General features: G+C 66.2%; 18 protein-coding genes. 7 read left to right on the top strand and 11 right to left on the bottom strand.

What is annotated here, in order from left to right; genetic code table 11:
• Positions 1 to 15: 15 nt before the first annotated feature.
• The 6 genes from phnD to KTJ87_RS02315 form a co-directional block, all read right to left on the bottom strand.
• Positions 16 to 927 (bottom strand): phosphonate ABC transporter substrate-binding protein, encoded by a 912-nt coding sequence (gene phnD / locus KTJ87_RS02340; RefSeq protein ID WP_267137453.1) that lies wholly within the window; start codon positions 925 to 927, stop codon positions 16 to 18.
• Positions 928 to 978: 51 nt separating this feature from the next.
• Positions 979 to 1785, bottom strand: coding sequence for a phosphonate ABC transporter ATP-binding protein (gene phnC, locus KTJ87_RS02335; RefSeq protein ID WP_267137452.1), 807 nt, complete (start codon positions 1783 to 1785; stop codon positions 979 to 981).
• Between the two features lie 199 nt (positions 1786 to 1984).
• Positions 1985 to 2944 carry an ABC transporter ATP-binding protein gene (locus KTJ87_RS02330; protein WP_267137451.1) on the bottom strand — a complete coding sequence of 320 codons (960 nt, stop codon included), beginning with the start codon at positions 2942 to 2944 and terminating at the stop codon, positions 1985 to 1987.
• Positions 2941 to 4821, bottom strand: coding sequence for a dipeptide/oligopeptide/nickel ABC transporter permease/ATP-binding protein (locus tag KTJ87_RS02325; RefSeq protein WP_267137919.1), 1881 nt, complete (start codon positions 4819 to 4821; stop codon positions 2941 to 2943). Before KTJ87_RS02325 ends, KTJ87_RS02330 begins: the two co-directional genes overlap by 4 nt.
• On the bottom strand, positions 4821 to 5768 hold the full coding sequence (locus tag KTJ87_RS02320; protein ID WP_267137450.1) for an ABC transporter permease: 948 nt from the start codon (positions 5766 to 5768) through the stop codon (positions 4821 to 4823). Before KTJ87_RS02320 ends, KTJ87_RS02325 begins: the two co-directional genes overlap by 1 nt.
• 121 nt (positions 5769 to 5889) lie before the next feature.
• Entirely contained in the window at positions 5890 to 7464 is a 1575-nt protein-coding gene (locus KTJ87_RS02315) for an ABC transporter substrate-binding protein (RefSeq protein WP_267137449.1), read from the bottom strand.
• Positions 7465 to 7566: 102 nt separating this feature from the next.
• Here KTJ87_RS02315 and KTJ87_RS02310 point away from each other — a divergent pair, with 102 nt between their 5' ends.
• The gene (locus KTJ87_RS02310) at positions 7567 to 8256 is read left to right on the top strand and encodes a DUF1028 domain-containing protein (RefSeq protein WP_267137448.1); all 690 of its coding nucleotides are present in this window, start codon (positions 7567 to 7569) and stop codon (positions 8254 to 8256) included.
• Between the two features lie 13 nt (positions 8257 to 8269).
• Here the strand turns inward: KTJ87_RS02310 and KTJ87_RS02305 are convergent, their stop codons facing one another.
• The 4 genes from KTJ87_RS02305 to KTJ87_RS02290 all read right to left on the bottom strand — a co-directional run bounded on the left by KTJ87_RS02305 (position 8270) and on the right by KTJ87_RS02290 (position 12838).
• A complete protein-coding gene (locus tag KTJ87_RS02305) occupies positions 8270 to 9046 on the bottom strand; it encodes a FadR/GntR family transcriptional regulator (protein WP_407650450.1) in 777 nt (258 codons plus the stop codon).
• A gap of 71 nt (positions 9047 to 9117) precedes the next feature.
• On the bottom strand, positions 9118 to 11499 hold the full coding sequence (locus tag KTJ87_RS02300) for a DEAD/DEAH box helicase (protein WP_267137447.1): 2382 nt from the start codon (positions 11497 to 11499) through the stop codon (positions 9118 to 9120).
• A gap of 203 nt (positions 11500 to 11702) precedes the next feature.
• Complete coding sequence (locus tag KTJ87_RS02295) at positions 11703 to 12557, bottom strand: SDR family oxidoreductase (protein ID WP_267137446.1); 855 nt, start codon at positions 12555 to 12557, stop codon at positions 11703 to 11705.
• A gap of 104 nt (positions 12558 to 12661) precedes the next feature.
• Complete coding sequence (locus KTJ87_RS02290; protein WP_267137445.1) at positions 12662 to 12838, bottom strand: hypothetical protein; 177 nt, start codon at positions 12836 to 12838, stop codon at positions 12662 to 12664.
• On the opposite strand from KTJ87_RS02290, the gene KTJ87_RS02285 reads away from it, so the two are divergent.
• Complete coding sequence (locus tag KTJ87_RS02285) at positions 12818 to 13375, top strand: GMC family oxidoreductase (RefSeq protein WP_267137444.1); 558 nt, start codon at positions 12818 to 12820, stop codon at positions 13373 to 13375. The two genes, KTJ87_RS02290 and KTJ87_RS02285, sit on opposite strands and share 21 nt — an antisense overlap.
• Positions 13376 to 13381: 6 nt before the next feature.
• Here the strand turns inward: KTJ87_RS02285 and KTJ87_RS02280 are convergent, their stop codons facing one another.
• Positions 13382 to 13969: an exopolysaccharide biosynthesis protein gene (locus KTJ87_RS02280; RefSeq protein ID WP_267137443.1), complete on the bottom strand. Its 588-nt coding sequence runs from the start codon at positions 13967 to 13969 to the stop codon at positions 13382 to 13384.
• 176 nt (positions 13970 to 14145) lie between these two features.
• Here KTJ87_RS02280 and KTJ87_RS02275 point away from each other — a divergent pair, with 176 nt between their 5' ends.
• From KTJ87_RS02275 to KTJ87_RS02255, 5 genes are all read left to right on the top strand, one after another.
• Positions 14146 to 15591 (top strand): potassium transporter TrkG, encoded by a 1446-nt coding sequence (locus KTJ87_RS02275; protein WP_267137442.1) that lies wholly within the window; start codon positions 14146 to 14148, stop codon positions 15589 to 15591.
• Positions 15592 to 15595: 4 nt separating this feature from the next.
• On the top strand, positions 15596 to 16249 hold the full coding sequence (locus tag KTJ87_RS02270; RefSeq protein ID WP_267137441.1) for a potassium channel family protein: 654 nt from the start codon (positions 15596 to 15598) through the stop codon (positions 16247 to 16249).
• A gap of 209 nt (positions 16250 to 16458) precedes the next feature.
• Entirely contained in the window at positions 16459 to 17157 is a 699-nt protein-coding gene (locus KTJ87_RS02265; RefSeq protein ID WP_267137440.1) for a gluconate 2-dehydrogenase subunit 3 family protein, read from the top strand.
• A 3-nt stretch (positions 17158 to 17160) separates the two neighbouring features.
• The gene (locus KTJ87_RS02260) at positions 17161 to 18945 is read left to right on the top strand and encodes a GMC family oxidoreductase (RefSeq protein ID WP_267137439.1); all 1785 of its coding nucleotides are present in this window, start codon (positions 17161 to 17163) and stop codon (positions 18943 to 18945) included.
• An 11-nt stretch (positions 18946 to 18956) separates the two neighbouring features.
• Positions 18957 to 19739, top strand: a complete 783-nt coding sequence (locus tag KTJ87_RS02255; RefSeq protein ID WP_267137438.1) for a c-type cytochrome — start codon at positions 18957 to 18959, stop codon at positions 19737 to 19739.
• The last annotated feature ends 2 nt before the right edge of the window (positions 19740 to 19741 follow it).

Genomic DNA, 19741 nt, shown 5'->3' with positions numbered 1-19741 from the left:
GGGATCGTTTCAGGCTCAGTTCGACTGGGCCTGACGCACGGCGATGATGGTCTCGTAGGCATCGTGGCCGATCGGCTGGAACCCGGCAGTCTCACCTGCCGCAACGCCGTAGGCGCAAGCCTCGTCCCGCTCATGCAGGCTTTGGACCAGCTCGGTCATGGTGGTCTTGACGTCTTCCGGCAGGTCGTTGCGCAGAACGACGGGGCCTTCCGGGATCGGCTTGGATTTCCAGATTTCGACAATGTCATTCATGTCGACGAGGCCCGAGTCGACGGCCTTGCGCAGCGCGCCCGAGTTGTAGCCGTCTTCCCATGCGCCAAGACCATCAGCCCAGGTCACGCCCGCGTCGATGTCGCCGTTGGCGACTGCAACGATGGTCTGCTCGTGGCCGCCGGTGAACACGACGTCACCAAAGAACTCGCCCGGCTCCATGGTGATGTCTTCCGCGATCTGCGGGATCTCGACCGAAGGGATCAGGAAGCCAGAGGTCGAGTTCGGATCGCCGAAGCCGAACACTTTGCCCTGCAGGTCTTCGACCGAAGCGACCTCTGCGTCGCGGCGGGCAAAGCCGATCGAGTGGTAGGCGAACGAGCCGTCGAGGTTGGTCTTGACCAGAACCGGCGACACGGCCTCGGGATCTTCGAGGTAGACGGCCGCGTAGCCCGACGCACCGAGCCAGGCCATGTCGACCGAGCCGCCCAGCAGCGCCTGGATGACGCCGTTGTAGTCGGCCGGTGCAAACAGCTTGACCGGAACGCCAAGCGCTTCTTCGGCATAGGCGCGCAGGCACTCGTTCGAGTTCAGGCGGTCCTGTGCGTTCTCACCGCCCAGAAGGCCGATGTTGAATTCGGTGATGGCGTCCTGAGCGAATGCGCCGGTCGACAGTGCAGTCGATGCGGCCAGGGCAAGTGCGATGGTCGATTTCATCTAGGTCTTCTCCAGTTGATCCGGCATGTGCCGGGTTTGGTTGGCTGGGGTTCAGATGGCGGCAGCTTCCGCCTCGCGCTCCAAAGCGGCGATGTCGGTCGACGTCGCTGCCTCGGAAAAGTCTGCGCCCGCGCCGTAGATGTCGCGCGCGGCGCCGGTGGTCAGTTGCGACGGCAGGCCGTCGAACACGATGCGCCCGTCGCGCATCCCGATCACGCGGTCGCAGTAGCGCCGCGCGGTGTCGAGCGTGTGCAGGTTGCACACGATCATCCGGCCGTCTTCCTCGTGAATGCGGCGCAGGGTATCCATGACAACCTGCGCGTTCATCGGGTCGAGCGACGCGATGGGCTCGTCCGCAAGGATGATCTTGGGGTCCTGCATCAGCGCCCGCGCGATGGCGACGCGCTGCTGCTGGCCGCCCGACAGCGCCTCGGCGCGCTTGGGCGCCTGTTCGGCAATGCCAAGACGGTCAAGGATTTCGATGGCGCGGTGAATGTCCTCGCGCGGGTAGAGGTTGAACACGGTGGACAAGGTGGACCGGCGGTTCAGCGTGCCGTGCAGGACGTTCGAGACCACGTCCATGCGGGGCACAAGGTTGAACTGCTGGAAGATCATCGCGCATTGCGACTGCCACGCCCGGCGTTCGGCGCCCTTGAGATTGGTGATCTCTCGACCCTCGAAGGTCATCATGCCTTCCGAGGAATCGATCAGACGGTTCATCATCCGCAAGAGGGTGGACTTGCCAGCGCCTGAACGTCCGATGATGCCGATCATGGCCGGCTTGTCGATCTCGAAACTGGCCGCATCGACGGCCGTACGATCTCCGAAACGCTTTGTAAGGCGCTCTAGCTTGAGCATGTCGATCCCCCGTAACTCACCGCCCTGCTACTGGGCGGAAGCCACGGATTCTTGACGGTTTGGTAACAAACATACGACGGTTTGCCGTCGGTTTTGTAAAAACGCCCGTTGCCCTGCAGACAGATCGCGGCACGCACGAACCGGGGCGCACGCGTTCATCTGACGAGTGGAAAAGGTGCCTTCGGGAACGCCGCCTTGCCTATTCGGCAAGCGGATGGAAACACGCAGCCGCCCCGGCGCCCGCGTCCGGCTCCAAGGGTGGCACGTTGTCCCGGCATACCTCGGTCGCACGCGGACAGCGGGCCGCAAAGGCGCAGCCCGGCGGCGGGTTCAGCGGATCAGGCAACTCGGTGCCCTTCGCTTCGGGTTCGGTCAACGGACGGCCCACCACCGGCGCACTGTCCGCAAGAAGCCTGGTGTAGGGGTGGCGCGGCGCCGAGAATATCTGCTCCGCTGGTCCGATCTCCACGACCGATCCGAAATACAACACCGCGATGCGGTCCGACACCGCCTCGACCACGGCAAGATCGTGACTGATGAACAGGTAGGTCAGGTCGAACTCGCGCTTGAGGTCGGCGAGCAGGTTCAGCACCTGCGCCTGAACCGACACATCGAGGGCCGACACCGGTTCATCCAGGATCAGGATGCGCGCCTGTGCGGCCAGCGCGCGGGCGATGCCGATGCGCTGCGCCTGCCCGCCCGAGAATTCGTGAGGATAGCGATCGAGGAATTCCTCGCGCAGGTTCACGCTGTCGAAGATCTCGGCGATCCGCCTGCCGCGTTCCGCCCGGTCCATGCCGTGCAACAGCTTGAGCGGGGCCTCCATGATCTGCCGCACCGTCTTGCGCGGGTTCAGCGACGAGATCGGATCCTGAAACACATACTGGATGCGCTTGCCGAACTCGGCCGGATCGGCGGTGTCAAGCGCGGCGCCCTCGATCTCGATGCGCCCCTCGGTTGGCGTCAAGAGCCCCACAAGCATCCGCGCCAGCGTGGACTTGCCGCAGCCCGACTCTCCGACAATGCCCAACGTCTCGCCCTGCTCCACGGTCAGGGTGATCGGATGCACCGCCTTCACGCGGCCCGAGGCGCCGCCGAACAGTTTGCGCCCCACGGGAAAGGTCTTGGACAGGCCGGTCAGTTGCAGCGCCGCCGTCATTCCGCCACCTCGCGCAGTCCGGTTTCGGGGAACAGGCACCGCACCCGGCGCATGCCCTCGCCGTCAAGGGGGATATCCCCCTCGCGGCAGACCGGCTGCGCCTTGGGGCAGCGATCGGCGAAGGCACAGCCGGGTGGCAGTCGGTCGACCACCGGCGGCAGACCGGGGATCGAGGCCAGCTTGCGCTTGCCCTGCCCCAGTTCCGGCACGCAGGCCATCAGACGGGCGGTGTAGGGATGGCGCGGCATTTCGAGTATCTCGCGCGTCGTCCCCTCCTCGACGATGCGGCCCGCGTACATCACCGCCACACGGTCGCACAGCTGCGCCACGACGCCGAAATCATGGGTGATGAACACGATGGCCAGCCCGCGCGAGCGGCGCAGATCGTCCAGCAGCGACAGGACTTGCGCCTGCACGGTCACGTCGAGCGCCGTCGTCGGCTCGTCCGCGATGATGACTTCGGGATCGTTCGCCAGCGCCATCGCGATGCCGACCCGCTGGCGCATCCCCCCCGACATCTCGTGCGGATAGTCGGACAGGCGCTGCTCGGCATTGGGAATGCGCACGTCGCGCAAGAGCGCAAGCGCCTTGGCGCGCGCCGCGCTGTTGCTGACGGGCTGGTGCACCTGCATCGCCTCGATCAGCTGGTCACCGACACGGTAGAGCGGATGTAGCGTCGCCTGCGGGTCCTGAAAGATGTAGGCGACGTTGCGCCCGCGCATCGCGCGCAGCCTGGCATAGGGCGCGCCGATCAGGTCGTCGCCGTCGTAATAGGCCGCGCCGCCGGTGACGATGCCGGGCGGCGAAGCGACCAGCCCCATCACCGAAAGCGCCGTGACCGACTTGCCGGACCCCGATTCCCCGATGATGCCAAGGCATTCGCCGGGCTTCACCGCCAGATCGACCCCGCCGACGGCGCGATACACCCGGTCCTTGACGTGGAACTGCGTTTCCAGCCCGCGCACCTCCAGCAGGCCCGCGCCGGTGGCAGCGGGCACGGCGCCCTGCCGGTCCACGCGGGTCGCCGCCATCGGCCGCGACAGCGCGCCCGACTTCAGCCGAGGGTCGAGCGCATCGCGGATGCCGTCCCCTAGCAGGTTGATCGACATGACGATGATAAGGATCATCACCCCCGGCACGACCGAGGTGTGCGGATTGGTAATCAGCGCCGAGCGCGCCTCGCCCAGCATCGAGCCAAGGTCGGCCACGGGCGGCTGCGAGCCAAGGCCGAGGAACGACAGCCCCGCCGTTTCCAGGATCATCCAGCCGATGGTGGTGGACATGGCGATGACGATGACGGGGATCACGTTGGGCAGGATCTCGGTCAGGATGATGCGCGCGTTCGACATCCCCGACAGGCGCGCGGCATCGACGAACTCCTTGTGCGCGATCCCCACGGTGATGCCGCGGATGTTGCGGGCAAAGAACGGCACGTTCACCGCCGCCACCGCGATCAACGCGTTGAACAGCCCCGGCCCCAGCGCTGCGACGATGGCCAGCGCCAAGAGGATGTAGGGAAACGCCATCAGCATGTCGACGCCGCGCATGATGACGTTGTCGGTCCGCCCGCCATAGAAACCCGCGATGATGCCGATGGCGGCGCCGAGCGTCGCGGCGACGATGGCGGCGGCGAAGCCCACCGCCAGCGACAGGCGCGTGCCCCACAGAAGCCGTGACAGCAGGTCCCGGCCCAGATGATCGGTGCCAAGAAGCGCGCCTTCGGAAAACGGCGGCAGGAACCGGTCGCCGGTGGCCGTCACGTTGGGCGGGGCCAGCGGCAGAAGCGGAGTGACCAGCGCCAGCAGCACGACGAGCGACAGCATCACGCCGCCGACCAGCGCCAGCCGGTTGCGGGCCAGCAGCCTCAGAAACGCCATCATGTCTTGATCCTCGGGTCGAGCAGGCTTTGCGCCACGTCCACCACGATATTGAACAGGACATAGCAGGCGGCGACGAACACCACGCCGCCCTGCACCAGCAGAAGGTCTCGCGTCAGGATCGCGTCGACCAGCATCCGCCCGACACCGGGCCACTGGAACACGATCTCGATATAGACCGCGCCCGACAGCACGAACCCGGCCTGAATGCCCAGCACCGGGATGATCGACACCATTGCCGCGCGCAGGGCATGGCGCCAGATCACGCCGCGCTCGTGCACCCCCTTGGCACGCGCGGTGCGGATGAAATCCTGCCGCAGCACCTCGAGCATGGCCGACCGCGCAAGCCGCGCGATGACGCCGGTGGCCACGACGGCCAGCGCGATGGCGGGCAAGGTCAAGTGATCGATCAGCGCCCAGATGTCACGGTCGCCGTAGATCGGCCACATGCCCGACACCGGGAACCAGCGCAGGTTCACCGCGAACACCAGAATCATCATCATGCCGAGGAAGAACGACGGGATCGAGATGCCCAGCAGCACCGCGAAGGTGATCGCGCGGTCGGCCCAGCCATACTGGTTCGCCGCCGAAAGGACGCCCGCCATGACCCCGAAGATCGAGCACAGGACAAACGACGTGCCCGCAAGGATCAGCGTGCCGTTGAACCGCTCCAGCACCTCGTCGAGGACCGGACGGTTCAGAGAGAAACTAGTGCCGAAATCCCCGGTCAGCATGTTACCAAGCCAGATGAAATACCGCTGCCACGCAGGCGCATCGAGGCCGAGATCACGGTTCAGCTTGGCGACGTTCTCAGGAGTGGCATAGCTGCCGAGGATCGCGGTCGCCGGATCGCCGGGGATCAGCGCCATGATCGCGAAGACGATGACCGTGATTCCCAAAAGGACCGGAATGGCCGAGATCAGGCGTCGAAGGATGTAGCGGCCCATGCGCGGCTCCCTGTCGGCGGGGATGGCTCCCCGTCCTTCTTCTTGGCGCAAATACTCTGGGGGGTCCGGGGGGCAAAGCCCCCCGGCGGATCGGACCGGGCAGAGCCCGGTCCGAAGAACCTCAGTTCTTCACGACATCGTCCAGCAGCAGGAAGAACGATGGCTGCAACTCGAAGTTCTCGACCGTGTCGCTCGTCACCGCGTTCTGCTTCCAGTTGGCGACAAAGACCCAGGGCGCGTCCTCTTGCACGATCACCTGCATCTCCTTGTAAAGCCGCGCGCGCTCGTCCTGATCGGTGGCGACCCGCGCCTCTTCCAGAAGCCGGTCAACCTCGGGGTTGGAATAGTAGCCCGAGTTGAACCCGCCCTGGTCGGGGAACGCCTCGGTGCGCAGGGTCAGGAACGGCAAAGTGTCGGGATCGTTCGTCATCCACGCCATTTCCGCCATGTCGGCCTTGCCTTCGAGGCCGGGGTTCACCTCGCCCAGGAACGTGTTCCACTCGTAGGTCTCGATCGCGACGTCGAAGCCCACGGCTTCCAGATCGGCTTGGATTGCGGTGCCCATCGCCACCGGGTCCAGCATCCCCGAGCCGCCTTCGGTGACGTAGAAGGTCAACTCCGCCCCCTCGGCGCCCGCCTCGGCGAGCAATTCGCGCGCCCGGTCGGGATCGTAGGGATAGGGCTCGAGCTCTTCGTTGTGTGCCCAGGCAAAGGCGGGCGGTGTCGGGCCTGCGGCGACCTCGGCGGTGCCCTCCAGCACGTCATCGACCAGCGCGGACTTGTTCACCGCGTAGTTCGCGGCTTGCCGCACGCGCTTGTCGGCGAACGGGCCTTCCTTGGCGTTCAGGATCAGGAACCAGACATGCGGGCCGGCCTGTTCGTGGACCGTGTAGGCGTCGTCCTGGAATTCCGACAGCGCGACGGGGGGCACCTCGACCATCAGGTCGATGCCGCCCGCCAGCATCTCGGCGGTGCGGGTGTTGGCGTCGGTGATCGGGCGGAACACCACCGCTTCCAACTCGGGCGCGCCGTCCCAGTAGTCGGCATTGCGCTCGACCACGACCGCCTCGTTCGAGCGCCATTCGCCAAATGTGAAAGGCCCAGTGCCGGACGGGTTGCGGCCAAAGTCCCCGCCGTGCTGTTCGACCGCTGCGGGCGACACGATCAGGCCGGTGGGATAGGCGAGGTTCGACAGGAACGGCGCATAGGGTGCGTTCAGCGTGAACTTGACCGTCAGGTCATCCACAGCCTCCACCGTCTCGACCGCCGAGAAGAAGAACGCCAGCGGGAAGGGGCCGGTGTCGTGATAGGGGTGATCCTCGTTCAGCATCCGCTCGAAGTTGAACACCACCGCCTCGGCGTTGAAGGGGCTGCCATCATGAAACGACACGCCCTCGCGCAGGGTGAAGGTGTATTCGGTGCCGTCGTCGCTGATCGTCCAGTCGGTCGCCAGCGCAGGCTCGACCTCGAGCGTGCCGTCCCGGTAGCGCACCAGCCCGTCATACATGTTCATCAGGATGCGGAAATCGTTGACCGCCGTTACCGCCGCAGGATCAAGCGCCTTGGGCTCGGCGATCTGGCCGACGATCAGGACGCCGGGCGGCGTCTGGGCGATGGCGCCGGGAGCACCGAGCGCCATTGCAAGCGCCGTTCCGGTGGCAAGCACGCTCCGGCGGGTGAAATTGAGAACTGACATGGAAGAACCTCCGCTGTTCATGGGCAGCTATTTATCATGATAAATTGAAGTGGGCCAAATTCTCATGATAAATTCAAGCCCGAACGGAGAGGCGATTGAATCATGACGATTTCCATACTCGCGCGTGACGCAGAAACAGGCACCTTGGGCGGGGCCGCCGCCACGGGAAGCCTGTGCGTCGGCGGCTGGGTGCTGCGCGGCGACCCCGAATCGGGAATGTCCGCATCGCAGGGATCGCTTCCCAGCACGCTCTGGGGCACCGGGGTTCTGGCGCGGATGCGGGCGGGGCTGACCGCGCAAGACGCCGTGGCCGAGGTCACGGGCGCCGATGCGGGCCGCGCGCAGCGGCAGCTTGCGGCGCTGGACCCTGCGGGCGGAACCGGCCACTTCACCGGCGATGCCAGCATCGCCTACGCGGGCGCGCGCAGCGAAAGCGGCGTGGTCGTCGCCGGTAACCTCTTGTCCAGCGCGTCGGTCGTCGAGGCTGCGATGGACGCCTTTCTTGCCTCGGGCGCGCCATTTCCGGAACGTCTGCTGGTCGCCCTGAAGGCGGCCAGCGCAGCGGGGGGCGATTCGCGCGGGCTGCGATCGGCCGCTCTGCTGGTGGTGTCGCGCACGGCGGCGCCGCTGACGCTGCGGGTGGATTATTCACAAACCCCGCTGGCCGATCTTGGCGCGCTGCACGACCGGGCGACCAGCGGCGAATATGCGGCGTGGGCAGCGCTGGTGCCGACGCTGGACGACCCCGAACGCGGAGAGGCACCTGCGGGCATCGTCGCCCACAACGACTGACGCGACTGACGCGCTATTCGGCGATGAACCGCTTCATCACCACCGCTTCCTGTTCGCGCATCAGGCTGCGCGCCATCTCCATGTGGCTGGCCATGACGGCGCGCGCGCGCGCCGCCTCGCCCCGGTCCAGCGCGTCCAGAAGGTCAAGTTGGTGCTGCCGCCCGCGCCGCCACAACTCGTGGTTCGGCTCGGCATAGAGGTGATTGTAGACGGTCAGATCGCTCAGGATCTGGGCCATGAAGCTGATGAAGAACGACAGGATCGCATTGTCGCCGAAGGCCGCCAGCTTGGCGTGGAACCGCAGCGACGCAATGTGCTGCGCGCGTTCCTCCTCGGGCCCTGCGGCGGCACGGTCATAGTCGGCCATGATCCCGCGCAAGTCGTCCAGTTGCGCCGCGCTCAGCCGTCCGGCAAGCGACGCGGCCAGTTCCGGCTCGAGCAGGACGCGCAGCTCGTAGATGTCGTCGATGGTGATGTTGCGAAAGTAGAAGTAGTTCGCCAGCAGCGCATGCGCCCGGTCCTTGGTCACTTCGCCGACAAAGCTGCCGCCGCCGGGGCCGGTCTTGGTCTCGACCAGCCCCTGCGCCTGCAACAGCCGCATCGCCTCGCGGATGGTGCCCTTGGACATGCCGAAGCGGGCGATCAGGTCGGCCTCGCCGGGCAGGCGGTCGCCGGGCTGAAGCCCCTGCTCGACCACCCAGTCCTTGATCGCCTCGGCCACGCGCACGGGCCGCGACTTGCGCGTGCGGGTCAGGCGGCCCGGCGTCTCCTGCGGTTCGGTCGTGGTCATGCGCGTCAGCCCTCTGGCGGGACCGGTCCATGGAACCGGCTTGGCGCGGTCATTTCAACCCTGCGCAGTCCTCAGGGCTTGCCGCGCCGGGGCGGAGCGTTGCCGCCACTGCGCGCCGGGCCGGTCTTGCCTGGCTTGTTCGGGCGCGACGGCTTGGTTCCCGGTGGCACGAACCGCTTGGAGGTGTCGCTCGGGTTGGCGGGTGGACGCGCGGGCCGCGCCTGCGAAGCGTCCGCCGCATCCCTGGGCTTGCCAAAGGGCTTGCCGCCGCCGGGTTTCCCTGCGGGCTTGCCAAACGCCTTGCCCGCCGGTTTGCCGTGGGGCTTGTCCCCGTAGGCTTTGTCGCCCGTCGGCTTGCCGTAGGGCTTGTCGCCCGCCGGCTTGCCATAGGGCTTGTCACCCGCAGGCTTGCCATAGGGTTTGTCACTCGCAGGCTTGCCGTAAGGCTTTCCGCCCCCGGCAGGCTTGCCGAACGGTTTGCCCGCGGAAGGCTTGCCGTAGGTCCGGTCTTCGGGACGCGCGTCATTGCTCTTGGAGCGGGACGCGGGCTTTCCGGCAGGCTTGCCACCCTCGCGCGGCTTGTAGGGCTTGCCTCCAGCGGGCTTGTCGCGCGGTGCATACGGCTTGCCGGGCGCGCGCGACGGACGAGAGACGGCGCCATGCGGGCGCGGCGGCTCGGCGACCGGAGCCTCGGCTCTGGGCGTCTCGGGTCTGGGCGCGGGGCGCTCGTCGCTCGCCTGATCCGGCGCTGATGCGACATCGGCCGAGGCGCTGCGCGCAGGCGACTTGCGCGGCTTTGCATCAGGCCGGTCAGACTTGCGCGGACGGTCGGGCCGTTCGACCCGGTCAGACGGCGCGCGCGCGGGGCGCGGGCCAGCCGCAGGTGCACCGTCCATCTCGCGCACGGTGACACCGCCTTCGAGTGCCCGCTCGGGGCCAAGCGTGTTCAGGAAACCCGCAACGGCAGCTTCGGACAATTCCACATGCGTCTCGGTGTCCTTGACGCGGATCGCGCCGATGGCGGTGCGGTCGATCCCGCCCGCCTTGCACAGCAGCGGCAAGAGCCAGCGCGGTTCTGCCTTGGCGTCGCGCCCGACCGACAGGGCGAACCAGCGGCTGGGGCCGAAATCCTTGTGCTCTCGCGTCGGGATGCGCGTGTCCGGCGGCAGCAGGTCTTCAGGTGCAGAGCGGCCGGCGCGATACATTCGCAGATAGGCCAGCGCGATGGCGCCCGGTCCGTGGCGTTCCAGCAGGCGCGTCACGAACTCGCCCTCGTTTTCGGTTGCCTCTTCTACCGCGCCCAGATCGTTCAGCAGGCGTTCCTCGTCCTGCCGCAGGATGTCGTCAGCCGAGGGCGGCGTGACCCATTCGGCGTCGATCTTGCCCCATTTGAGCAGCCGTTCCGCCTTGGCCAGCATCTTGGGCGGCACGATCAGCGCCGAGATGCCCTTGCGTCCGGCGCGGCCTGTGCGGCCGGACCGGTGCAGCAGGGTTTCGGCGTTGGTCGGCAATTCGGCATGGATCACGAAGTTCAGGTTCGGCAGGTCGATGCCGCGCGCGGCGACATCGGTGGCCACGCAGACCCGCGCCCGCCCGTCCCGCATCGCCTGAAGCGCGTGGGTCCGTTCGGACTGGCTGAGTTCTCCCGACAGGCTGACGACGCTGAAGCCGCGATTGTGCAACCGCGCGGTCAGGTGGTTCACCGAGGCGCGGGTGTTGGCAAAGACGATGGCGCTTTCGGCATCATGGTAGCGCAGCAGGTTGAAGATCGCGTGCTCGGTATCGGAGCCTGCAACGCGCAGAGCCTGATAGGCGATATCGGCATGTTGGCCCGCGCCGCCGCCGGTGGTGACGCGGCGCGCGTCCCGCTGGTATTGCTCGGCCAGTTTGGCGATGGCGGGCGGCACGGTGGCCGAGAACAGCAGCGTGCGCCGATCCCCGGGCGCCTCGCCCAGCATGAATTCCAGATCCTCGCGGAAGCCGAGGTCGAGCATTTCGTCGGCCTCGTCCAGCACCACGGCGCGAAGCGATCCCATGTCGAGCGCGCCGCGCTCGATGTGGTCGCGCAGGCGGCCGGGCGTGCCGACGACGATGTGCGAGCCGCGTTCCAGCGCGCGGCGTTCGTCCCGTGCATCCATCCCGCCGACGCAGGATGCCATGCGCACGCCCGCCTTGGCGTAAAGCCATTCCAGCTCGCGCTTGACCTGAAACGCCAATTCACGCGTGGGGGCGATCACCAGCGCCAGCGGCGCGGCGGCGGGACCAAAGGTCTCTTCCTCGCCCAGCAGCGTCGTGGCGATGGCCAGCCCGAAGCCGACGGTCTTGCCCGATCCGGTCTGCGCCGACACCAGAAGGTCGCGGTCCGCCAGAGCGGGGTCGGTGACGGCCTCCTGCACGGGGGTCAACTTGTCGTATCCACGCTCGGCCAGCGCGTCGGAAAGGGTAGAGATCATCTAAGGAAATGTCCGTGAGTTCGTGGCAATGGGCTGCCGTGCCGCGTCGCCTGTGCAACGCGAGACGACCGGCCTTATCAGCCGCGCCTGCGTTTGTATATCTTGAATTGCATCCCGCCGCGCCTGTTTTCTGCAGTCCTGTGCCGCGCGGATCGCCCGCAGGTCGGCCCAGGCCCGATCACCGGGGCCGTTGAGGCCGGACCTCAGGCGCCCACGATCTTGCCGCCGTTGGGGTGCAGGGTCTGCCCGTTGAAATAGCTTCCATCGCTGGAGGCGAGGAACAGGTACGAGGTCGCGATTTCCCACGGCTGGCCGGGGCGGCCCATCGGGACGTGCTTGCCAAAGCCTTCGACCATCTCGGGCGGCATGCTTCCGGGAATGAACGGCGTCCAGACCGGCCCGGGCGCCACAGCGTTGACGCGGATGCCCTTGTCGATCAGTTGTTCGGCCATGGACCGCGAGAACGCCAGCGTCGCGCCGCGCGTCGTCGAATTGGCCTCAAGGTTCGCGTTTCCCTTGAAGGCGTTGACCGACGTGGTGTTCACCATGACAGCGCCGTCCTTGAGGTGCGGCAGCGCAGCCTGCGTGACGAAGACCGGCGCCATGACGTTGCTGTCGATGATGCGGCGCAGGCGGCTTTCCTCAAGCTCGGTCAGGTCCTGGTCGAGCCATTGCTGGGCGGCGTTGTTGATGACGATGTCCAACCGCCCGAACCTGTCGACAGTGCGGGCGACCACATCTTCGGCATGGGCCTTGTCGCCAAGATCGCCCTTCAACAACAGCGCCTCGCTGCCCTCGGCCTCGACCAGATCGCGCGTCGACTCGGCGTCTTCGGTTTCCTTGAGATAGGCGATGGCGATCTTCGCGCCCTCGCGGGCGAACAGCACCGACACGGCGCGCCCGATGCCGCTGTCGCCGCCAGTGACCAGGGCAACCTTGCCGTCCAGCTTGCCGACGCCCAGATGCCGCGGCATGTAGTCGGGCGCAGGGTCCATCCTGTCCTCGTAGGCGGGCATCGAGTCTTGCGATTGCGGCGGAATATCCACGTCCGAAGCCATGAGGTGTCCTTTCCTGCTGGTGTTCCAGCACAAGAACAGCGCCGAGGGGGACTTGTTCCGACCAGCCTTCGGCTAGCCTTCGGCCAGCTTCGCAGCCGGGCGCGTCAGGCTTCCGGCGGGTCTGCCCAAAAGCCGGGGATGCCGCCGCAATAGCTGATGACGTTGTTGGTCTCCTCGATCACCGACCACATCACCGCGCTTGAAAACCCGATCCGCTCGGGCGGATCCTCAAGTTCCGCGACGGCGATCACCGGCGCCGGATGGCGGCCAAGAAGCTGCACCTGTGGAACGGATCTGCCGTCTCTGGCGTGGCACAGGAGGCAATCGACGAGGGCCTGACCGGCACCGAGCTTGCCGAGGCCGTCAGAACCCGCGCCGCCCGGCGCTGTTCCATCGCGAATTTCCACGAACAGCTTGCCGATCCGCAGAACCGCCTGACCCTGAGCCAAGACAAGATGGACCCGCTGGGCCTGCCCCGCCCGGTCATCGACTACCGCGTCGGCGAGTACGTCCAGCGCAGTGCGCGGCACACCGCCGAGGTGTTCCGAGACATCGTGGACAAGCTTGGCGCGTCGCTGGTCAGCATCGAGGATGGCAGCGAGGGGTTTCGCCCGAACAATCACATCATGGGCAGCACGATCATGGGCGCAGACCGAAGCGACGCCGTCGTGGATGGCGACTGCCGGTGCCACGACCACGAGAACCTCTATCTGGCAAGCTCGTCGGTCTTCCCCTCGGGCGCCTGCGTGAATTCGACCCTGACGATCGCCGCGCTTGCCCTGCGGATCGGCGACGACGTCGTGCGCAGGCTTGGGTGACCGAAGTCAGATCAGCCAGGCCAGAAGACCGCCCGCCGCCACCACAAGGCAAAGCCCTGCCAGCGCGACAAGCCCGTCCAGCGTCAGGATCGCGATGGTCAGAAGCGTGATGCAGGCCGCCACCGCCGAGGCCGAGAACGGGATGAATTCGAGGAACGGCATGACCATTCCGCCCATCATGCACAGCGCGAACAGCGCCCTCGTGCCCGGCCCCCGCACGAGGAGATGAAACCGCTCGTGGGTGTGGCGGTCAAGGAAGGTGGTGATGGGGCGCACCTTGTCGAGCGAATCGTGAATGCGCGTGCCTTCCACGGTGCGGCGGGTGATGAAGCGGGGCAGCCACAGGCAGTGACGCCCCACAACCGCCTGCGCCGACACCACGGCAATCATGATGCCGCACAGGGCGGAAAGCCCCGGTATCCCGCTAAGAGGCGTCGTGGCGGTGATCGCGGGAACGAACAGCAAGGCAGCGGTCGAGGCGCGCCCAAGCTCGTTCACGACGTCGTCCACGCTGACCGTGTCCCGCTCGCCGCCCAGCGCCCGGACCGCGTCGAGGATCTCGCTCAGGGAACGTGGTTCGGGCTGATCGGCCATGCCTTGGGTTCCTCATCCTTGTCGCGGCGCGGCCAGGGCGGCTGAATGTGGTTCGGGTCGGTTCGTTCCCGGCGCCCTGTCAAAACACCTCCGGGCGCAAGGTGTTCCCGCAAGGGAATCTTTGTCCTCCCGGGACGCTTGGCTGACATGACTTCTGCCACATTGCCCCGCCCGTCATGCGCGGGCTGAACGCAGAGACCGCGCTGCGTGCCCGGCCGCGCGTCGTGGCGCTGGCCCTGTCGCAACAGGCGCTGGTGCTGCTTGCCGTCGTGGTGCCTCCGGCTCTGGCGGCGCTGGTCATGCAGGAACGGGCGCTTGCCTTGGCCTTTGCGCCGCAGATCGCCGTCCTTGTGCTGATCGCCGTGGCCTACCGCTCTGCCGCGTTTCCGCAGGACCTGCGCCGGATCGAGGCGTTCGTAAGTTTCGCCCTGATGTTCATTCTGGCCAGCCTGTCCGTGATGCCGCCGCTGATGATGCTGGGAATGCCGCCGCTCGACGCCCTGTTCGAGTCGGTCTCAGGCATCACCTCGACAGGTCTCAGCCTTGCGGCGAACACCGAAAGCTGGCCGGTCGCGGCGCATCTCTTGCGGGGTTGGATGCAGTGGTGCGGCGGCTTTGCCATCGCCTTCGCCGGTCTGGCCATCTTTTCGGGCGGGTCGGGCGCGTCGCTGTCGATGGGCAGCAGCACGATCACCGAACGCGACGACAAGACGTCGGTGCGGGCCCAGGCGCGGCAACTTCTGATCTCTTACGCGGGGCTGACGATGCTGTCGGTCCTGCTGTGCCTGCTCTTGCTGCCGACCTGGTGGGAGGCGGTCAGCGTTGCGCTGTCCGCCGTGTCCACCGGGGGCTTCACGCCGCGCACTGACAGCCTGGGCAGTTATTCGCCGCTGGCGCAGGCAACCGTCATCGGCATCTGCGTCGCAGCCGCGGTTTCGTTGATGTTCTACATCCAGATCATGCGCGACGGCCTGTCCGCGGCGCTGCGGAAATCGCATGTCGCGGCCACGCTGGGGCTGATGCTGTGCGGCGTGTTGTGTTTCTGCGCGGTGGACTTTGCGGTGAACCGCCCTTCCCTGCAGGAGGCATTTCGCGGCGTTCTGAATTTCCTCAGCGGCTTCACCACGGCGGGATTTTCCACCAACGAGGTATCGAGCCACGTCTCGCTGTTGCCGCTGATCCTTCTGGCCATGCTGATCGGCGGCGACATCGGGTCGACCGCCGGCGGCATCAAGGTCAGTCGCCTGTCGGTGCTGGTGCAGATGGTCCGCCTCAGCGTCGTGCGCGTGCGGGTGCCGCCCAGCGCGCTAACCTATCTGCGCGACGCCGGAAGCAAGGTCGAGGCCGACCGCGTCATCGCCGTCACGTCGCTGCTGATGCTCTACATGGGCGCGCTGATCGTGTTCTGGATCATCTTTCTCGCCTCGGGGATCGACCCGTTGCCCGGCCTGTTCGAGGTCGTTTCGGCCCTGTCCACCGTGGGGCTGAGCCAGGGCGTCGCCGCGCCCGACCTCGCCGAAAACCTGAAGCTTGTCCTGCTGCTGGCGATGCTGCTGGGGCGGCTCGAATTCGTGGCGCTCATCGTGCTGTGCCTTCCCTCTACCTGGCTGAAAAGGAGCTGACATCATGCGGATCGTCGTCATCGGCGCCTCGCGCCTCGGCGTGGCGCTTGTCGAAGAGTTGCTGGAACATGATTTCGACGTGGTGCTCGTTGACCAGTCCCGCGAACGGCTGGACGAGTTGTCGGACGAGCTGGAATGCGGGTTCATCCACGGCGACGGCACCCTGCCCCGCACCCAGCGGGACGCCTATGGCGACAGCGCGGATGCGCTCATGTTGATGACCAACCATGACGACGTGAACATCCTTGGCGCCGTCGTCGGCCGCTCGATCGGGTACGAGCGCATCGTGCTTCAGATCGTGCGCGCGCAATTTCTGGCCGTCTGCGACGAGTTGGGATTTGACGACGTGGTGACTCCGCATGTCACCGTGGCCGGGTCCATCGTGCATTCGCTGGAGCACGACGAACGGGTCTGGTCGCAGCTTGGCGTGGCCGAGGGTCTGCATTTCACCACCTACTCGGTGCCGAAGTCGCTTGAAGACAGCACGCTGGCCGATGTCGAGCTTCCGCAAGGGGCGAGGGCGATCGCAGTCCTGCGCGGATCGGACGACATCGACCTTGCGCAGGACACCGCCCTGAAGGAAGGCGACGAGGTGCTGGTCGCCGCAAAGCGCGACGTGCGCAAGGGACTGGGAGAGGTGTTCACCGACAGCGACTGACGCGCTGCGCCGCCGTTCCGCCCCGGGCCTTTCGCCGACTGCGGGGGGTGATCCTGCGACAGCGCGCCAAAAAATCTTTCTACCTATCAATAATTTGCGAGAAAATCCGTCGTTCCGCCCCGGATTTTGCGGAACCCCGTCAGGAACATTCTCACAGCAGCCTTGTTTTCTTCACGATCACGCCATCCGACCTTGTGGGGGAAGATTACATGGGAACGCTATTCTCAAGACGCGCAGTCCTTGCGGGCCTGACGTCTGGAGCCGCCCTTTCCACCTTGCCGATCAACCACGCCTTCGCGGCGCTGGATGACAAGCCGTTCTACTTTCTCACACCGGACGAAGCGCGGTTCCTGGCCGCCCTGTGCGATACGCTGATCCCCGAAGACGACTTTCCCAGCGCCTCGCAGGCCGGGGTCGTCGATTTCATCGACCTGCAACTGGCCGGGCCCTACGGCAAGGGCCAGTTCATCTACATGCAGCCCCCGTTTCCGTCGGGCACCCCCGAACAGGGCTATCAGGTGTCCCTGATCCCTGCGACGTTCATCCGGCAGGGCATCGCCGCGCTGATGGAGGCCGAAACCGGCTTCGTGGACGCAGACACTGAGGCGCGCAGCTCTGTCCTGACCCGCCTGTCCGAGGATGACTTCGACCTTGGGGACCTTCCCGCCAAGCCGCTGTTCGACGAATTGTGGACCCTGACGAACCAAGGCTATTTCGCCGATCCGATCTACGGAGGCAACGAAGGCTATGCCGGGTGGGAAATGGTCGGGTTCCCCGGCGCGCACGCCTATTACCTGTCCTTCGTCGACAAGCACAACGTGCCGTATCCGCAGCCGCCCACGGGCATCAATCACGAACCCGGGGGTGACGGACGCATTCCCTCGGGCCTGAAACCGCAGGAGGTGTAAGGCATGCCCGACAAGACCCTTCCCAGGACCGACGTGGTTATCATCGGTGGTGGCTGGACCGGCCTGACGGCGGCCTATGAGCTGGCCCATGAGGGCCAGAAATGCGTGGTCCTCGAACGCGGCGATCATCGCCACGATGCGACCAGCTTTGGCGCGCCCGAAGAACATGACGAGCTGAAATACGCGCTGCACCACACCCACATGATGGACGTGAAGACCAGCACGCTGACCTTCCGCAACAACCGTTCGCAGCGCGCGCTGCCGATGCGGCGGCTGGGATCGTTCCTGCCGGGCGAAGGGCTCGGCGGCGCGGGCATCCACTGGAACGGCCAGATCTGGCGACCGCTGCCGTCCGACCTGGAGATGCGCAGCCACTACGAGAGCCGCTATGGCGCGCAGTTCATTCCCGAGAACCTGAACGTGCAGGACTGGGGCGTCACCTATGAAGAATTGGAGCCGCACCTCGATTTCTTCGAGAAGATCTGCGGCGCCGCCGGATACGCGGGCAACCTGAACGGCGAGACACGCGAGGGCGGCAACGTCTTCGAAGGGCCGCGCAGCGACGAGTATCCCAACCCTCCAATGAAGCAGCCGATCCGCTCGACCCTGTTCGGCGAGGCGGCGGCGGACATGGGCCTGCACCCGTTCCCCCTGCCCTCGGCGAACGTCACGCAGAAATACGAGAACCCGTATGGCGCGCAGCTGCATCCCTGCACCTATTGCGGGTTCTGCGAACGCTTCGGCTGCGGGTATTTCGCCAAGGCCGATCCGATCATCTGCGTCTACGATCGCATCAAGGAACACGAGAATTTCGAGATCCGGTTCCGCTCGACCGTGATGCGAGTGGAGAAATCCGAGGACGGCCAGACCGCCACCGGCGTCACCTACATCGACTCCGACGGGCTGGAGGTTTTCCAGCCCGCGGATGTGGTCTGCATGAACGCTTACGCGCTTTGGAACGTGCACCTGATGCTGGTCTCGGGGCTGGGCAGGCCCTACGATCCGCAGACGGGCACCGGCACGGTGGGGCGCAACTATGCCTACCAGACCCTCGCGGGCGTCGATGTCTTCTTTGACGAGGAAATCATCACCAACCCGTTCATGGGCGCGGGCGCGCTTGGCACGGTCATCGACGACTACAACGGCGACAACTTCGACCATTCCGAGCTTGGCTTCGTCGGTGGCGGCTATGTCGCCTGCAACCAGTATCACGGTCGTCCGATCAGCTATCAGCCGACGCCCGAGGGCACCCCGCCCTGGGGCGCGGAGTGGAAGCGCGCGGTGCGCGAGAACTACCTGCACCATGCCGGGATCGGCGTGCACGGCTCGTCGATGGCGACGCCCGACAACTTCCTCGACCTCGATCCCACCTGGACCGACTCTTTCGGCCGCCCGCTACTTCGGATGACCTTCGACTTTCCCGACAACGACCGGCGAATGTCGAACTACGTGATGGAGCGCGCCGTCGAGATCGCCCGGAACATGGAGCATGTCCGGTCGTATTCGTCGAGCAACCGCGCGGCAGAAGGCAGCGGCTACAGCATCGAGCCCTACCAGACCACGCACAACACCGGCGGTGCGGTGATCGGCACCGACCCCAGCACCAGCGTCGTCAACCGCTACGGCCAGATGTGGGACCACCATAACGTCTTTGTCTTCGGCGCCTGCCTGTTCCCGCAGAACCTTGGCTACAACCCCACGGGGCCGCTGATGGGTCTGGCCTACTGGACGCTGGACCACCTGAAATCCGATTACCTTGCGAACCCCCGTCCGCTGATGGACGCCTGAAGGAGGCAGACATGAAACCCGGCATCCGCAAGACCTTTGCACGTCTCGCCATGCTCGCGGCGCTGGCGCCCATCCCCGTCATGGTCGGCGCTCAGGACACCGAAACTCCCGCTATCAGCGAACTTGAGGCGCGGCTGGACGACGAGCGCTCGCTGTTCAACGCGACGGTCAGCGACACGGCCCCCGACGACGACCTTCTGGAACTCGGTCCGCTTGTCGCGATGGGCGGCGCCGAGAACGGCGGCTCGGGGATGGCCTGCATCACCTGCCACGGCGGCCAGGGCGCGGGCGACGGCTCGGGTGCGTTCCCGCGCCTGACGGGCCTGTCCGGTTGGTACACCTACAAGCAGCTTAACGACTATGCCTCGGGCGCGCGTCCGAACGAGGTGATGACAGGCATCGCCCAGCGCCTGACGGAACGCGAGCGCGAGGCGGTCGCGGTCTATTACTCGGTCGTCGAGGCGCCCATCGAAAAGCCGCTGGGCGAGATCGATCTGGGTCTTCTGCAATGGGGCGGCCAGCTTGCCGCTGTCGGATCGGCGGAAAAGGGCATCCCGGCCTGCGTGAACTGTCACTGCGCCGAAGGCACCGGCAATCCGCCCTCTGTCCCCTACCTGGCAGGGCAATATGCGAACTACATGAGCTATCAGCTTCAACTCTGGAAGGAAGGCGTGCGCGACAACGACGCGATGGGCGTGATGAGCGCCATCGCCGAGAAGATGAGCGAAGAGGACATGCGCGCCGTCAGCGAATACTACATGCGCGTCCACAATCCCGAGACGACGGGCGAATAGGC

The sequence above is a fragment of the Anianabacter salinae genome (genome assembly GCF_019061145.1).
GTDB lineage: Bacteria > Pseudomonadota > Alphaproteobacteria > Rhodobacterales > Rhodobacteraceae > Anianibacter > Anianibacter salinarum.
Note: the sequence above shows the minus strand (reverse complement) of the source record. Positions and strands in the feature narration are given on the sequence as shown.

Excerpts from the sequence above, each read along its gene's own strand:
- KTJ87_RS02280 (WP_267137443.1), bottom strand. The coding sequence starts at position 13,969 with ATGGCCGATCAGCCCGAACCACGTTCCCTGAGCGAGATCCTCGACGCG.
- KTJ87_RS02285 (WP_267137444.1), top strand. The coding sequence starts at position 12,818 with ATGGCGGCCAAGAAGCTGCACCTGTGGAACGGATCTGCCGTCTCTGGC.
- KTJ87_RS02320 (WP_267137450.1), bottom strand. The coding sequence starts at position 5,768 with ATGGGCCGCTACATCCTTCGACGCCTGATCTCGGCCATTCCGGTCCTT.
- KTJ87_RS02255 (WP_267137438.1), top strand. The coding sequence starts at position 18,957 with ATGAAACCCGGCATCCGCAAGACCTTTGCACGTCTCGCCATGCTCGCG.
- KTJ87_RS02315 (WP_267137449.1), bottom strand. The coding sequence starts at position 7,464 with ATGTCAGTTCTCAATTTCACCCGCCGGAGCGTGCTTGCCACCGGAACG.
- phnD (WP_267137453.1), bottom strand. The coding sequence starts at position 927 with ATGAAATCGACCATCGCACTTGCCCTGGCCGCATCGACTGCACTGTCG.
- KTJ87_RS02265 (WP_267137440.1), top strand. The coding sequence starts at position 16,459 with ATGGGAACGCTATTCTCAAGACGCGCAGTCCTTGCGGGCCTGACGTCT.
- KTJ87_RS02310 (WP_267137448.1), top strand. The coding sequence starts at position 7,567 with ATGACGATTTCCATACTCGCGCGTGACGCAGAAACAGGCACCTTGGGC.
- KTJ87_RS02295 (WP_267137446.1), bottom strand. The coding sequence starts at position 12,557 with ATGGCTTCGGACGTGGATATTCCGCCGCAATCGCAAGACTCGATGCCC.
- KTJ87_RS02330 (WP_267137451.1), bottom strand. The coding sequence starts at position 2,944 with ATGACGGCGGCGCTGCAACTGACCGGCCTGTCCAAGACCTTTCCCGTG.
- KTJ87_RS02275 (WP_267137442.1), top strand. The coding sequence starts at position 14,146 with ATGCGCGGGCTGAACGCAGAGACCGCGCTGCGTGCCCGGCCGCGCGTC.
- KTJ87_RS02260 (WP_267137439.1), top strand. The coding sequence starts at position 17,161 with ATGCCCGACAAGACCCTTCCCAGGACCGACGTGGTTATCATCGGTGGT.
- phnC (WP_267137452.1), bottom strand. The coding sequence starts at position 1,785 with ATGCTCAAGCTAGAGCGCCTTACAAAGCGTTTCGGAGATCGTACGGCC.
- KTJ87_RS02270 (WP_267137441.1), top strand. The coding sequence starts at position 15,596 with ATGCGGATCGTCGTCATCGGCGCCTCGCGCCTCGGCGTGGCGCTTGTC.
- KTJ87_RS02325 (WP_267137919.1), bottom strand. The coding sequence starts at position 4,821 with ATGGCGTTTCTGAGGCTGCTGGCCCGCAACCGGCTGGCGCTGGTCGGC.
- KTJ87_RS02305 (WP_407650450.1), bottom strand. The coding sequence starts at position 9,046 with ATGACCACGACCGAACCGCAGGAGACGCCGGGCCGCCTGACCCGCACG.
- KTJ87_RS02300 (WP_267137447.1), bottom strand. The coding sequence starts at position 11,499 with ATGATCTCTACCCTTTCCGACGCGCTGGCCGAGCGTGGATACGACAAG.